Here is a 14,635-nt window from a genome sequence, read left to right on the forward strand (position 1 = left end):
GGGTCTGTCGGTCGGCTGGCTGCCCCGGAGAGCGGCCAGCCTGCTGCATCAGACCTCCAGTGTCCTGGCCACTTCCCTGATCTCGAAGAATTCAAGCATGTCGCCGACCTGGATGTCGTTGTAGCCCTTGACGTTCAAGCCGCACTCGAAGCCTTCCTTGACTTCCTTGGCATCGTCCTTGAAACGCTTGAGCGAGTCGAGTTCACCGGTGAAGACGACCACGTTTTCGCGCAGCAGGCGCAGACGCGCGTTGCGGCGAACCACACCGGCGGTGACCATACAGCCGGCGATGGAGCCGATCTTGCTGACCTTGAACACCTGGCGGATCTCGGCAGTGCCGATGACTTCTTCCTTCTTGTCCGGCGTCAACATGCCCGACATCGCGGCGCGCAGCTCGTCTACAGCGTCATAAATGATGTTGTAGTAACGAAGATCGACACCGTTGTTTTCTGCCTGCTTGCGGGCCTGGGCATCGGCACGGGTGTTGAACCCGATCACCACCGCCTTGGACGCGATGGCCAGGTTGACGTCGGACTCGGAAATGCCACCAACGCCGGAGTACACCAGCTGCACCTTGACCTCGTCGGTCGAGAGCTTGAGCAATGACTGCGCCAGCGCTTCCTGCGAACCCTGCACATCAGCCTTGATGATGATGGGCAGCATCTTGACCTCGCCTGCGCCGATGTCGGAGAACATGTTCTCCAGCTTGGATGCCTGCTGCTTGGCCAGCTTGGTATTGCGGAACTTGCCTGCACGGTAGGTGGCGATTTCACGGGCGCGACGCTCGTCGAGCATGACCATGAATTCATCACCAGCCTGCGGCACTTCCGTCAGACCCTGAATTTCCACCGGGATCGACGGACCGGCCGTCTTGATCGGCTTGCCGTTTTCGTCCAGCATGGCGCGCACGCGACCAAAGGTCGAACCAGCCAGCACCACGTCGCCAGCCTTAAGGGTACCCGCTTGCACCAGCACGGTGGCGACCGGGCCGCGACCCTTGTCGAGGCGGGCTTCAATCACCAGGCCCTTGGCCAGCGCATCGACCGGTGCCTTGAGTTCAAGCACTTCGGCCTGCAGCAGCACCTGTTCGAGCAGGGCATCAATGCCGGCGCCGGTATGGGCCGACACGCCAACAAAAGGCACGTCGCCGCCGAACTCTTCGGGAATCACCTCTTCGGTGACCAGCTCGCCCTTGACACGCTCCATGTTGATGCCGGGCTTGTCGATCTTGTTGATCGCGACCACGATGGGGACACCAGCCGCTTTCGCATGCTTGATGGCTTCGCGGGTCTGCGGCATCACGCCGTCGTCGGCAGCCACCACCAGAATCACGATGTCGGTCGCCTGAGCACCACGGGCACGCATGGCGGTAAACGCCTCGTGACCCGGTGTATCCAGGAAGGAGACCATGCCGCGCGGGGTTTCCACGTGGTAGGCGCCGATGTGCTGGGTGATGCCGCCGGCTTCACCGGAGGCCACTTTCGCGGTGCGAATGTAATCGAGCAGCGAGGTCTTGCCGTGGTCGACGTGACCCATGACGGTCACGACCGGCGCGCGCGGCAGCAACTCGGCCTGCTGGCCCTGAACGTCCTCGTCGGCAAACGCCTCCGGATCGTCCAGCGAGGCCGTGACGGCCTTGTGGCCCATCTCTTCCACCACAATCATCGCGGTATCCTGGTCCAGCGGCTGATTGATGGTGACCATCTGGCCCAACTTCATCAGGTGCTTGATGACCTCGGACGATTTCACGCTCATCTTGTGCGCGAGTTCGGCCACGGTGATGGTCTCCGGCACATGCACTTCAATGACCTTGAACTCGGTCGGCGCCACAAAGGTGGACTCGGAGCGCGAGTCGCGGTCCGGCGTGCGGCGGCCACGCGGGCCACCACGGAAATTGCCCCGCCCCGGCACGGCGGTCGCGCCGCGGGTCTTGATTTCACCTTTTTTCTTGGCGGCGTCATCTTTCCAGGTCGAAGACAGGTTCTCCGACTTGACTTCCTTCTTGCCCGCGGCACCTGCAGCTGCACCCGGCGCTGCCGGTTTGGCGGCGCCCGGTACCACGGCTGGCTTGTGCAACGTGCCTTTGATGACCGCTTTGGGGTCAACGTGGGGCACCAGCACGCGCTTGGGTGCGTTCATCATGGCGCGAATACCGGCGGCTTCTGCTTCAGCTTTCTTGCGGCGATCTTGCAGATCCTGCACCTTGACGGCGTCGGCCTGGAATTCGGCTGTTGCCTTGGCCTTGGCGGCACTGGCCTCCGCAACCTTGGCTGCAGCTTTTTCGGCCACGGCGGGATCTTCGGCCACAGGAGTCTCGGCCGCCGCTTTTTTGGCGGCAGCTGCCTTGCTCGCGGGCTTGGTCTGTTTGGCGATAGCTTCAGCCGCCTGAGCTGCGGCCTGAGCGGTCTGCTCGGCGGCCTGGCGCTCCTGTTGCTCGCGAGCTTCTTCCTTCGCGTCCTGCTCTTCGCGCAGACGGCGTTTCTCCGACAGCTCTTCTTCCTGGCGGCGCAGCAGCTCGGCGTGGCGGCTGGCTTCTTCTTCGCGGCGCACCAGTTCGGCATCGTCAATCACGGGCGCCTGGGACGCGGCAGCAGGTGCGGACACCTCTTCCACGGCCTGCTCGGAGCCTTCGTCACGTTTGACAAAGGTACGCTTTTTGCGAACCTCGACCTGAATGGTCCGAGCGCGCCCGGTCGCATCGGCCTGTTTGATTTCGGTGGTCGACTTCTTGACCAGCGTGATTTTCTTGCGCTCTGCGCTGGCGGTGCCATGGGCAGCCTGCAGATAGCTCAGCAACTTCTGCTTGTCGGCCTCCGACAGGGCATCTGTCGCCTGCGCCTTGGCAACACCTGCGCTGGTCAATTGCTCGATCAGGGTGGCGGTGGGTTTATTCAGTTCAGCTGCGAATTCAGCGACGGTAGTGGTACTGGACATATGTTTTTTTCCTGCTGGCCTCCATGATCATTGCTCTTGGGCCGTGGCCGGCGCTGCGGGCTCTGCAGCCTCATCGGTAAACCAATGTGCACGCGCGGTCATGATCAGGGCTTTGGCCTCGTCCGAAGACTGGCCGGTGATATCGGTAAGTTCGTCCACAGCCAGGTCGGCCAGGTCGTCACGGGTGCTCACACCCGCTTCAGTCAGCTTGGCGATCAGCTCGGGAGTCAGGCCTTCGACATCGCGCAGATTTTGCGAAACACCTTCGGCATTTTCTTCCTTGGCAATTTCCATGGTCAGCAGCGCATCTTTGGCGCGCGTACGCAGCTCGTTGACGGTGTCTTCGTCGAAGGATTCGATTTCCAGCATCTCCTGCAGCGGCACATAGGCCACTTCTTCCAGGCTGGTGAAGCCTTCGGAGATCAGAATGTCAGCGATTTCCTCGTCCACATCGAGCTTTTCCATGAAGAGCTTGCGGCTGGTATCGGTTTCCGTGGCCTGCTTTTCAGCGGACTCGTCGGCCGTCATGATATTGATTTTCCAGCCCGTCAGCTCGGCGGCAAGCCGCACGTTCTGGCCGCCGCGGCCGATGGAGATCGCGAGGTTTTCCTCGTCGACCACCACGTCCATGGCATGGCGCTCTTCGTCCACCACGATGGACGAGACATTGGCCGGGGCCAGCGCGCCGATGACGAACTGGGCCGGGTCTTCGCTCCACAACACGATGTCGACACGTTCGCCGGCGAGTTCGTTGGTCACGCCGTTGACGCGGGTACCGCGCACGCCGACGCAGGTACCGATCGGGTCGACGCGTTTGTCATGCGACAGCACGGCGATCTTGGCACGCGAACCAGGGTCGCGGGCACAGGATTTGATCTCCAGCAGGCCTTGTTCGATCTCGGGTACTTCCTGGCGGAACAGCTCGATCATGAATTCAGGCGCAGTACGCGACAGGATGATGGGTGCGCCACGCAGGGTGGTGTCGACTTCCATGATCATGGCGCGGACACGGTCGCCGGAGCGCAGGTTTTCTTTCGGAATCATGTCGCCGCGACGCAGGCGGCCTTCAACACGGCCGGACTCGACAATGATGTCGCCCTTGTCCATGCGCTTGACGGTGCCAACAAAAATCTTCTCGCCACGCGACATGAAGTCGTTGAGCAGCATTTCGCGCTCCGCATCGCGGATTTTCTGCAGGATGACCTGCTTGGCGGCTTGCGCGCCAATGCGGCCGATGGGCAGGCTTTCGACCGGCTTTTCGATGTAGTCGCCTTCTTCGATGTCGGCAATTTCCTCGCGCGCATCGCTGACCAGCTCTTCGGCTTCCGGGTTTTGCAGGCCGGCTTCGTCAGGAACCACCAGCCAGCGGCGGAAGGTTTCATAGTTGCCGCTATCGCGGTCCACCACCACGCGGATGTCCGTGCCCTCGGCGTACACCTTTTTGGTAGCCGACGCGAGCGCAAGCTCGACAGCGCCAAAAACGACGTCACGTTCAACATTTTTCTCACGCGAGATGGCATCAACCAACATCAACAGTTCGCGATTCATTTCACAAGCCTGCCTTTCTTTTATATCTCTGTACCGGGCGCGCTTTTTGGCCTGCGTCCCTTGAAGTCAACAACGGGCGCCAGACGCGCCTGCACGATTTCATCCAGCGTGAAACCCAGCGCCTGCAACGGCGCGGGAACCCGCTTCTTGCTTACTTTCTGCCCGGGTTTGGCGGCGGGCTCTTCGCTCCACACTATTTGCCATCCGGCTGCCGCACGTTCCAGCGTGCCGCGAAACTTTTTGCGGCTCGCCGCCACGCCCGAGCCGGCCGCCGCTGCCCCGATGGGCGCCTTCAGCGTGATGTCCACCAGCTCCCCGGCAAACCGCTCAAAATCCTTTTCACTGCGCAAAGGCCTGTCTATGCCCGGCGAGCTCACCTCGAGCCGGGAATAAGCCGTGCCTTCCACTTCCAGCACAAACTGCAGTTGGCGCGTGACTTTTTCGCAATCTTCTGCATTGATGAACTGCTCGGCACCCTGAACATAGGGCTGGTCGATCGTGACGCGCAGCAAGCCACCACCGGTGCGCTCGATATCCACCAGCTCGTAACCCAGCCCAGTGACTGTTTGCTCAATCGTCTCGTGTAATGCCATTCAGTTCTAAATGCAGCTCTTAACAACAGGTTGCAAAAACAAACGCCCAAAAAAAATGGGCGGTGAAAACCCGCCCATTTGGTCGTGAAGCGCATATTGTAGCCTGCTGACGGCGCCCGCGCAAGCAGTTTGCATGCCCGGGCGTGGGAGCACGCCGTGTCTGGCGAGACCCGAAATTAATGAATTTGAATTAACTTCGCCCGTACTAGTGTTCTATCCCACAAATAAGGTGATGAAATGAAATTGTCCAGTCAGCTGTCAGGCAAGGCGCGAGGAGGCGACATAGCCGTAGCTATGGCAACGACGAGCAACGCCGCATGGCGGCTGAATGGGCGATTTCATATCGCCTTTATTTGTGGGACAGGACACTAGGTGTGCGCGGCCACCAGAACGCGGGTATAGGGATGCTGCGGCCGCTCCAGCACCTGCTCGACCGGCCCCTCTTCCAGCACCTCGCCGTCTTTCATGACCATGACCTGGTGGGCCATCGCGCGGATCACATCCACATCGTGGGTGATCAGCAAGTAGCTCAGGCCGCGGTCACGCTGGAGTTTTTGCAGCAACTGGAGCACCTGTTTCTGAATGGTGACGTCAAGGGCGCTGGTGGGTTCGTCCAGAACCAGCAGTTGTGGCTGAACGATCAGGGCCCGGGCAATCGCCAGCCGCTGGCGCTGCCCACCCGAAAACTCATGCGGGTAGCGCTGCAGCAGCCCGGGAAACTGCGCTTCACCCATTCCCACCTCCGCCAGGGACTCAAACACCTGCGTGCGCCGCTGGGCAGCGGACAGCCCGGGCTGGTGGACACGCAGACCTTCTCCGACGATTTCCTCCACCGTCATGCGCGGTGACAGTGAGGAAAAAGGGTCCTGGAACACCACCTGGACGGCACGCCGCATGCTCCTGTTGCTCGCTGCATTGCGGCTCCAGGGCTTGCCGGTAGCCAGCAGTTGCCCCTGGAAGGGATGCAACCCCAACGCGGCCAGAGCCAGCGTCGACTTGCCCGACCCGGATTCGCCAATGACCCCCAGCGTCTGGCCGGCGGGAATGCGGAAGCTGGCTCCCTTGACCGCCACAAACTCTCCCTTGCGAAACCAGCCGCGCACGCCGGGCAAGGACAGTGGGTATGTGACCTTCAGGCCCTGAGCCTCCAGAACCGGCGCGGCAGTGGGATCAGGTCGAACTTCGGCCACATCGCGGGCGGGCCGGCTGTCGATCAGCTTGCGGGTGTAGGGATGCTGCGGCGCGGCGAAGACCGAGGCAACATCGCCTTGCTCTACCAAGTGGCCGTTTTCCATCACCGCGATCCGGTCCGCGAAATTGCGCACCAGATTCAAGTCGTGGGTGATCAGAAGCAACGCCATGCCGGTCTGGCGCTGCAGGTCGGACAGCAGCTCCAGGATCTGCATCCGCAGCGTCACATCCAGTGCAGTGGTGGGCTCGTCAGCCAGCAGCAGGCGCGGCCGGCAGGCCAGCGCCATGGCGATCATGGCGCGCTGGCGTTGGCCGCCCGACAGCAGGTGCGGGAAGGCCTTGGCGCGGCGCAATGGCTCGGGGATGCCGGTGGCCGCCAGTGCCTCGACCGCCCCTGCCCAGGCCTGCCGTGCGGTGAGGCCTTGTTTGAGCTGCAGCACCTCGGCAATCTGGTCGCCCACTGGGAACAGCGGATTAAGCGCCGTCATCGGCTCCTGGAAAATCATCGCAATTTCCCGGCCCCGCACTGCGAGCATCTCTAGCTCCGAAATTGATAGCAGATCAAGCACACCCGCCGAGGGCTCTAAGCCTGAAAGGCTTGCAACGCCGCTCAATTCGGCGTTCTGAACCAGCCGCAGCAGGCTCAGTGCCATCACGGTCTTCCCGGAGCCGGATTCGCCCACCAACGCCAGTTTTTCGCCGGGTGCGATGGAAAAATCAATGCCGCGCACAACGTCCTTGCCGCCGAAGGAGACGCGCAGGCCTTTGACGTCGAGCAGGCTCATGGCCGCCCTTCCTTGATCGCAGCCTGCAGCAGCGCCACGATTTTCGCCGGCGCGGCCTGTCGCGCCAAGCGCCGCTCGTCCGAGTCGAGCCGGGCCTTGGCCTTATCGATATAGCAGGAGCCACTAGCGGCCCCCGAGTATTGGGGGTTCTTCGCAATTTGCATGGCGAATTCCATCAGCGTATCAAGATCGTGCCCGCCATATCGCCTGCGACCTTTGTCATTCAGGCGCTGTCGCGGATCTGCGCCGTACTTGAGTAACTCCTCCACCATCCGGTCACTGCGGTTGGCTACGGCGATTAGCAGGGGCGTCGAGCCATAAGCGTCCCGTGAGTCCACGGGCACGCCGGCGTCGACCAAGGACTTCACATATCTCGCCGCTTCGTAGCCGTCATAGGCCAGTTCGTGCAAATGCGTGTGCCCGTCCGAGTTCTGCATGAAGTTGACGGGCTCGCGGCCCCAGAGAAAGTCGACGGCTGACTTGTGGTCACAACGAAGTGCGTAACTCAAGACTGTGCGGCGGTAAGCCGAACTGCAAGGCCCCTGCGTGGTCTCAGCTGCGTGGGTGAGACTCGCCCCTGCCGCGAGCAACGCTTCCATCACGTCAACAGGGGCATACGAAGCCGCGACCGGAAGCGCCGGCTGGGTGCAGAGGAAGGACTGCACGGACTTGCGATTCACTGGCGCACCCAGTCGAACCAAACGGCTCACTGTTTCGGGCGAGTCTAGGGCAACATAGTGAAACAGGGTGCGGTACTGGTCATCGACCGTGCCGCCCGGAACCCCGGCAGCCACGAGCCGCTCAATCCGGTCGATACGCTTCGGATTTGCGAACAACGGAGGATCAACGAACTGGCCCTTGGGGTACGACACGCGAGCCCGCAGCAACTGACTCAACGCCGATTCGCTGGGACTTCGCATGGCGCAACGCCACGCACCCAACAGGTCCGAGGTATTGGCGGAGCCGCCAAAGCCGTGCACCAGCAGCCGGGCTATGAGGGCCGAATTTTCCGCGCAGACCGCAACCTTCAGAACGTCTCCCGACACTCTCGACGGCCCCGAGCCCAGCCGGACCAGACGCTCCAACCTGGAAGCGTCGTTGCGGCCAACGGCCGCGGCAAGCAACTGCCCGCGGTCGACGTTCGTCAGGGCGGTCATCTCGCTCCGCGTGAGCACCAGGTCCAGCAGGTCCGGCCGGTCCTTTCTGTAGGCAGCGATCAGTGCCTCAGCGCGTTTGTGCGGCGCTTGAGTCGCGATTCGTTCATACCTTGCCGCGGCGGTCGCGTGGTCCGGACTGGCCAGCCACTCATGCACAAGATCGGGCCACGGCGGCGCCGGGCAAGCGCGGCCAGGCCTTTCCACGACAAAGTTGCCGCTCATTGGAAAAATGGCCTGTACCTCGACCTCAGCGCGGGCGGTCGACCGGAGTGATGCCTGCTGCCTTTGCTGATCATCTACCTTGCCTTCAATGAAGATTTGAACCTCGATGCCAATGTGGTCCTGCAGCCTGCGTCGAACCATTTCGGCGCGTGCCAGGGCAAGGGCCTTGCCTCCTTCGTCGGGATGGGCGTAGCCGACGATAAAGCCTGTGATTTCTGCCTTGGATCCCGAAGTCATGCACGCGAAGTGCCGGGCACGCGTGTCGATCTCTGACGTCAGCACCGTCGAATGGGGAGCAAACCAAACATCAAGGTAAAGCCTCGCCCGATTGGGGCCAGCGATCGCGGTAGCAGTGCAGCCGGCGAACAGCAGCGCGCCGGCGACGCAACGAACGACCGCTACCACGTTCATTTATCGGCCTTCCGCGGATCAAGCGCATCGCGCAGGGCGTCACCCATGAAGGTCAGCAGCAGCAGGGTCAGCACCAGTACGGCAAACGTGGAGATCGAGATCCACCAGGCATCGATGTTGTTCTTGCCCTGACTCAACAGCTCGCCCAGCGACGGCGTTCCGGGCGGCACGCCCAGTCCCAGGAAGTCCAGCGAGGTCAGGGCCAGGATCGCACCACTCATGCGAAATGGCAGAAAGGTCACGACCGGCGTCATGCTGTTTGGCAGAATGTGGCGCCACATGATGCGGCCGTTGCCCACACCCAGCGCGCGGGCCGCACGCACGTATTCCATCTGCCGGTTGCGCAGGAATTCAGCGCGCACATAGTCCGCCAGCGACATCCAGCCAAACATCGACAGCAAAATCAAAAGCAAGGCCACGCTGGGCGCAAAGATGGCGCTGAAAATGATCAGCAGGTACAGCTCGGGCATGGCGCTCCAGATCTCGATGAAGCGCTGAAAGGCAAGGTCAGTCTTGCCCGCAAAGTAGCCCTGGACCGCACCGGCCAGTATGCCCAGCACCGTGCCAATGGCCGTCAGCGCCAGGCCGAATAGCACACTCACCCGGAAACCGTAGATCAGCTGCGCCAGCAGGTCGCGGCCTCGGTCGTCAGTGCCCAGCAAATTGGCGCGGGTGGGCGCTGCGGGGCTGGGCGACTTGGCAAAGTAGTTCAGCGTCCTCGATCCATAAGGGTTAAGTGCGTAAATGGCCCAGTTATCGCCGCTGGTGATGCGCTCGCGGATGAACGGGTCCAGGTAGTCCGCAGGCGTCGGAAAGTCGCCGCCGAAGGTCTTCTCGGAATAATCACGAATGATGGGGAAGTAGATCGTGCCCTCGTAGCGCACCACCAGCGGCCGGTCATTGGACAACACCTCGGCAAACAGGCTGAGCACGACCATGGCCGAGAACAGCACCAGGCTCCAGAAGCCAAGCGGGTTCCGGCGAAAACGCCGCCAGGCCCTTCGGGAAGGTGAAGCGGATACGGGACCTTCCTTGCCAGGGCCGCCGTGGATCGGGCTCTGCCCGTCCACAGGCGGCGCCCCCTTGAGGGGGGAGCGGCCATCGGCCGCCTCGGGGGGGAGCGGTGAATTAGTCAAACTTGACACGGGGATCCACCAGTACGTAGCAAAGATCGCTGATCAGCTTGGTAACCAGGCCGATCAATGTGAACAGGTACAGCGTGCCCAGCACTACCGGGTAATCCCGGCGGATCACGCTTTCATAACTCAGCAGGCCCATGCCGTCGAGCGAAAACAGGGTTTCGATCAACAGCGAGCCGGTGAAAAAAGCTGCCACGAAGGCGCTTGGGAAACCTGTGATGATGGGAATCAGCGCATTGCGGAAGACGTGTTTCCATAAAACCCGACCCTCTCCCAGGCCTTTGGCCCGCGCCGTCAGCACGTACTGCTTGCGGATCTCTTCCAGGAACGCGTTCTTGGTGAGCATGGCGGTCACCGCGAAACTACCGAACACCATGGCCGTTACCGGCAAGGTGATGTGCCACAGGTAGTCCACGATGCGCGCGCCCCAGGAAAGCTCGTCCCAGTTGGCCGAAGTCAGCCCGCGCAGGGGGAACCATTGCAACTGGCCACCAAAAATCACCAGCAACGCCACACCAAGCACAAAGCCTGGAATGGCATAACCCACCAGGATCAGCAGCGTGGTCACCAGATCGAAGCGGGAGCCGGCGCGCACCGCCTTGGCCACGCCCAGCGGCACGGCCACCCCGTAGCTGATGAAAAACGTCCACAAGCCCAGACTGATGGACACCGGCAACTTTTCCAGCACCAGGCTCCACACATCCTTGTTCTGGAAAAAGCTCTTGCCCAGGTCAAAGCGCGCAAACTGCCCCAGCATCTGCAGCAGCCGCTCGCCGGGCGGTTTGTCGAAGCCGTACAGCGCCTTGATCTGCGCGATGCGCTTGGGGTCCACCCCCTGGTTGCCGCGGTAGCTGGAGCCACCGGACTCGATACCGCCAACCCCTTTGGCTTCGGCCATGTACTGCTCGACCGGCCCTCCCGGAACGAACTGGATCACCGCGAAGGTGATGAGCAGCACGCCCAGCAAGGTCGGAATCATCAGGAGGAGGCGCTTGAGGATGTAGGCAACCATGGCTTTACTTTCCTTGCGTGGCCGGCGGCGTTTTGGTCCACCAGGTGCCCATCACCCATTCCTCGGCATTGGCATAAGGTGGCATCGGCTGTTTGAAGGCTAGGCGCCAGCCGTTGTAGGCCATGCGGTGCGACATCAGTGTCCACTGGGGAATCAGGTAATGGCTGTGCATGATGACCCGATCCAGCGCGCGGCAGGCGGGCAACAGTTTGTCCTTGGTGGGGGCGCGAACAATGGCGGCCACCAGCGCGTCCACTGCCGGGCTCTTCACACCCATGTAGTTGCCAGAGTTCTCCATATCGGCCGCCTTGCTGCCGAAGATATCCGTCAGTTGCTGGCCCGGGTTGTGGGTGCCCGGGAAATTGATGCTGGTGATGTCGAACTCGAACTTGTCGAGCCGCTGCTGGTACAGGGCAAAGTCCACCGGTGTGAAGCGAAGCACAATGCCCAGCTTTTCCAGATTGCGCAGCCAAGGCGCCACCGTGCGCACGCCGGTGTCGCGGCTGTCCAGGTAATCGAGCACCATGGCCTGGCCCTGGGCATTGCGCAGCGCACCGTCACGAAACTCCCAACCGGCCTCCTTGAGCAGGGCTTGGGCCCGCCGCAGATTGGCCCGCAGGGACAGGCCCGGCCCCTCGGTCCTGGGCGGCTGGTACATCGGGCCGAACACGGTATCGGGCACCTTGCCGCGCCAGGGCTGCAGCAGCGCCATCTCTTCCGGTGACGGCTCTGCCGTGGCCTGGCAATCGGTATTACCAAACAGGTCAACCACGCGCGGGTAGCCGTTGTAGAACAGCTGGCGGTTCATGAAGTCGTAATCCACCGCCAGTCCCAGCGCCTCACGCACCCGGCGGTCGGCAAGAAACGGTTTGCGGCTGTTGAGCACATAGCTCTGAAAACCGGCCGCCTGGCGATGCGGAAGCTCTGCCTTGACCAGCTCGCCCGCGTCGAAACGCTTGCCGGTCACCCGACGCGCCCAGTCGCCGGCGGAATAGAAAGTCATCAAATCGAACTCGATGGCTTTCAGTGCCTCCAGCCGTGCCGTGTTGTCGCGGTAGATCTTGACCGTGATGTGGTCGAAGTTGGCGCTGCCGCGCCGCACGTTCAGCTCGCGCGCCCAGTAGCTGGGGTCGCGCACATAAGTGATGTCCTTGCCGAAGCGCACCGGACCGATCTTGTAAGGGCCGCTACCGATCGGGATGTCAGTCACCACCTCGTCAAAGCGCTTGGCCTTGCCGTCAACCACGCCCCAGGCGCGGCTGAACACCGGCACAGCGCCGGCCATCAGCGGCAACTCGCGGTTTGGTTTGCGAAAGCGAAAACGCACCGTGCGCGCGTCCAGCACATCAACGCCGGCCACGTCTTCCAGCATCGACTTGTACGAAGGCATGGCATAGGGGCCGATCAGCGTTTCATAGCTGTACTTCACATCGGCGGCCTCCACCGGTGCGCCGTTGTGGAAGCGTGCTTCGCGCCGCAGCCGGAAGGTGGCGCTCAGACGATCAGGCGCGACCTCGACATCTTCAGCCAGGAGGCCGTAGCCCGAGGCGGTCTCGTCCATGGAGCCGGCCAGGAGGGTGTCGAACATCAGCGTGGCCAGATAAGCCGGCGGCGAGCCCTTGATGGTGAAGGGGTTGTATTTGTCGAAGGTGGAATAGCGCAGGTTGCTGACAAGGCGCAATTCACCACCCTTGGGCGCGGCGGGATTGACATAGTCGAAGGCGGCGAAGCCGGCGGGGTACTTCAGGTCGTCCCACAGCGCATAACCATGTGCGGCCCAGGACGGAGCGGCCCCCAGAACAGCACACACCAGACACAGCGACCGCAGCAAAATCCTCATGCGACAATTCTGCACTACTTGGGTCGACTGAAATCACCGGCCTTACGGGCACAGCGCCCGCGGCACCATTTGCCGGTTCAATTGCAAACACTGGAGCACAAGATGGGTTTTCTTACTGGCAAAAAGCTGCTGATCACGGGCGTACTGTCCAACCGTTCCATTGCCTACGGCATTGCCAAGGCCTGCCACGCCCAGGGGGCGGAGCTGGCTTTCAGCTATGTCGGGGAGCGCTTCAAGGACCGCATCACCGAATTTGCCGCCGACTTCGGCTCCAGCCTGATTTTTGATTGCGATGTGGGTGACGATGCCCAGATCGACAAGCTCTTCGCAGACCTGTCCAAAACCTGGCCGACCTTTGACGGGCTGGTGCACAGCATTGGGTTCGCGCCGCGCGAGGCGATTGCGGGGGACTTCCTCGAAGGCCTGTCCCGCGAGGGTTTCAAGATTGCCCATGACATCAGCGCCTACAGCTTTCCCGCAATGGCCAAGGCGGCCCTGCCCTACCTCAACCCCAAGTCCGCACTGCTCACCCTGACCTACTTGGGCGCACTGCGCACGATTCCCAACTACAACACCATGGGTCTGGCCAAGGCCAGCCTGGAAGCCAGTGTGCGTTACCTGGCGGAAGCGCTAGGCCCCAAAGGCATGCGCGTGAATGGCATCAGCGCCGGCCCGATCAAGACGCTGGCGGCCAGCGGCATCAAGGACTTCGGCAAGCTGCTGGGCATGGTGGCCGCAGCCTCCCCGTTGCGCCGCAACGTCACCATTGAAGACGTGGGCAACGTGGCGGCGTTCCTGCTGTCGGATCTGGCGTCAGGCGTCACCGCTGAGATCACCTACGTGGACGGCGGTTTTAGCCACACCGCAGGCATAGCGCGTGATACCGACCCCGCTGCGGATTGAAGCCAAAAGGGCTTTCAGCCCTTTTATCACGGGCGCAAGTAGCTATGAAATACATAGCAAATTGCCAGCCCTCAGGGGCGTTGCCAATATTCATAACACCACGCCGTCGTAAAACCAGCCCGGCGATAAAGCGCCTGGGCCGCGGTGTTGGCGGCCTCCACCTGCAAAAAAACACGTTCCAGGCCGCGGCCGGCCGCGGCATCAGCCAAGCCGGCCAGCACACGACCAGCCAGGCCCTGGCCGCGATAGCCTGCCGCAGTGCGCATGCCGTGCACGCTTACCCACCCGTGGCCAAACGCTGCCGCACCGCCAGCCAGCACTTCTGCGCCGTCGCGGATGCCGGCATACACCGAGCCCCTTGCCCGGCTCAGTGTTTTGACCCGACTCGCACCATCGACGGGATCAAAACCCTCGCCGAGGAAAAGCGCCGTCCAGGCAGCATCTGGCGCATCAGCGCATTCAGCCGGAGGCTGCGACGACACGTTGCGCATGCGCTGCACCGTCCCTATCTGCACCAGGGTGGGCTTGTGAGCACCGTAACCCCGTTGTTGCAGCTCGCGCCGCAAACCATCAAAACAGGGGCTGGTGGCGATACGAAACGCCGCCGGAGAACCTCGCTCCCTGTAATGCGCCTCGATCCATTCAGCGGCACCAGGGTCGCAGGCTGTATGCCGCAGCGGAACCGCAGTTTTCGCGCGGCCCACGGTTCCGCTGTCAACCGGCAGGAGCCAGCCCTCCCGCTCTTCGAGGACTTCAGGAGCAACTGCGGCCAGGGTGGCGCGTTCTATGAATGCAATATCGTCAGCGTTCATGAGGATTCTGTGAATAAAAAAACTACGGTGACCGGCCCACCATCACCGCAAGGCGTCCGGGCCTGCGGCAAGGACACTATTATTTTGA

General features: G+C 62.0%; 10 protein-coding genes. 1 reads left to right on the forward strand and 9 read right to left on the reverse strand.

The annotated features are described in order from the left end of the window. Nucleotides 1-48 precede the first annotated feature (48 nt). The 8 genes from infB to B0B52_RS14660 form a co-directional block, all read right to left on the reverse strand. Nucleotides 49-2,934, reverse strand: coding sequence for a translation initiation factor IF-2 (gene infB / locus B0B52_RS14625; RefSeq protein ID WP_077594386.1), 2,886 nt, complete (start codon nucleotides 2,932-2,934; stop codon nucleotides 49-51). A gap of 27 nt (nucleotides 2,935-2,961) precedes the next feature. Beyond that, nucleotides 2,962-4,482, reverse strand: coding sequence for a transcription termination factor NusA (gene nusA, locus B0B52_RS14630; RefSeq protein ID WP_077594387.1), 1,521 nt, complete (start codon nucleotides 4,480-4,482; stop codon nucleotides 2,962-2,964). A 20-nt stretch (nucleotides 4,483-4,502) separates the two neighbouring features. Beyond that, a complete protein-coding gene (gene rimP / locus B0B52_RS14635; protein WP_077594388.1) occupies nucleotides 4,503-5,075 on the reverse strand; it encodes a ribosome maturation factor RimP in 573 nt (190 codons plus the stop codon). A gap of 368 nt (nucleotides 5,076-5,443) precedes the next feature. Then, a complete protein-coding gene (locus B0B52_RS14640) occupies nucleotides 5,444-7,051 on the reverse strand; it encodes an ABC transporter ATP-binding protein (protein WP_077594389.1) in 1,608 nt (535 codons plus the stop codon). Beyond that, entirely contained in the window at nucleotides 7,048-8,841 is a 1,794-nt protein-coding gene (locus B0B52_RS14645; protein ID WP_077594390.1) for an ankyrin repeat domain-containing protein, read from the reverse strand. Before B0B52_RS14645 ends, B0B52_RS14640 begins: the two co-directional genes overlap by 4 nt. Further along, entirely contained in the window at nucleotides 8,838-9,911 is a 1,074-nt protein-coding gene (locus B0B52_RS14650) for an ABC transporter permease (protein ID WP_077594391.1), read from the reverse strand. The genes B0B52_RS14645 and B0B52_RS14650 overlap by 4 nt, the downstream gene beginning before the upstream one ends. A 58-nt stretch (nucleotides 9,912-9,969) precedes the next feature. Next, entirely contained in the window at nucleotides 9,970-10,992 is a 1,023-nt protein-coding gene (locus tag B0B52_RS14655) for a microcin C ABC transporter permease YejB (protein ID WP_077594392.1), read from the reverse strand. Nucleotides 10,993-10,996: 4 nt separating this feature from the next. Next, nucleotides 10,997-12,832 carry an extracellular solute-binding protein gene (locus B0B52_RS14660; protein ID WP_077594393.1) on the reverse strand — a complete coding sequence of 612 codons (1,836 nt, stop codon included), beginning with the start codon at nucleotides 12,830-12,832 and terminating at the stop codon, nucleotides 10,997-10,999. A 102-nt stretch (nucleotides 12,833-12,934) separates the two neighbouring features. Between B0B52_RS14660 and fabI the strand changes: the two genes are divergently transcribed. Further along, nucleotides 12,935-13,735: an enoyl-ACP reductase FabI gene (gene fabI / locus B0B52_RS14665; RefSeq protein ID WP_077594394.1), complete on the forward strand. Its 801-nt coding sequence runs from the start codon at nucleotides 12,935-12,937 to the stop codon at nucleotides 13,733-13,735. A gap of 71 nt (nucleotides 13,736-13,806) precedes the next feature. Here the strand turns inward: fabI and B0B52_RS14670 are convergent, their stop codons facing one another. Continuing rightward, nucleotides 13,807-14,547, reverse strand: coding sequence for a GNAT family N-acetyltransferase (locus tag B0B52_RS14670; protein WP_077594395.1), 741 nt, complete (start codon nucleotides 14,545-14,547; stop codon nucleotides 13,807-13,809). Nucleotides 14,548-14,635 lie beyond the last annotated feature (88 nt).

Origin of the sequence: Polaromonas sp. A23, assembly GCF_002001015.1 — a bacterium.
GTDB lineage: Bacteria > Pseudomonadota > Gammaproteobacteria > Burkholderiales > Burkholderiaceae_C > Polaromonas.

What these genes read in the sequence shown, in the direction of transcription:
- B0B52_RS14655 (WP_077594392.1), bottom strand. Translation starts at nt 10,992, where the DNA reads ATGGTTGCCTACATCCTCAAGCGCCTCCTCCTGATGATTCCGACCTTG.
- infB (WP_077594386.1), bottom strand. Translation starts at nt 2,934, where the DNA reads ATGTCCAGTACCACTACCGTCGCTGAATTCGCAGCTGAACTGAATAAA.
- B0B52_RS14640 (WP_077594389.1), bottom strand. Translation starts at nt 7,051, where the DNA reads ATGAGCCTGCTCGACGTCAAAGGCCTGCGCGTCTCCTTCGGCGGCAAG.
- B0B52_RS14660 (WP_077594393.1), bottom strand. Translation starts at nt 12,832, where the DNA reads ATGAGGATTTTGCTGCGGTCGCTGTGTCTGGTGTGTGCTGTTCTGGGG.
- fabI (WP_077594394.1), top strand. Translation starts at nt 12,935, where the DNA reads ATGGGTTTTCTTACTGGCAAAAAGCTGCTGATCACGGGCGTACTGTCC.
- nusA (WP_077594387.1), bottom strand. Translation starts at nt 4,482, where the DNA reads ATGAATCGCGAACTGTTGATGTTGGTTGATGCCATCTCGCGTGAGAAA.
- rimP (WP_077594388.1), bottom strand. Translation starts at nt 5,075, where the DNA reads ATGGCATTACACGAGACGATTGAGCAAACAGTCACTGGGCTGGGTTAC.
- B0B52_RS14645 (WP_077594390.1), bottom strand. Translation starts at nt 8,841, where the DNA reads ATGAACGTGGTAGCGGTCGTTCGTTGCGTCGCCGGCGCGCTGCTGTTC.
- B0B52_RS14670 (WP_077594395.1), bottom strand. Translation starts at nt 14,547, where the DNA reads ATGAACGCTGACGATATTGCATTCATAGAACGCGCCACCCTGGCCGCA.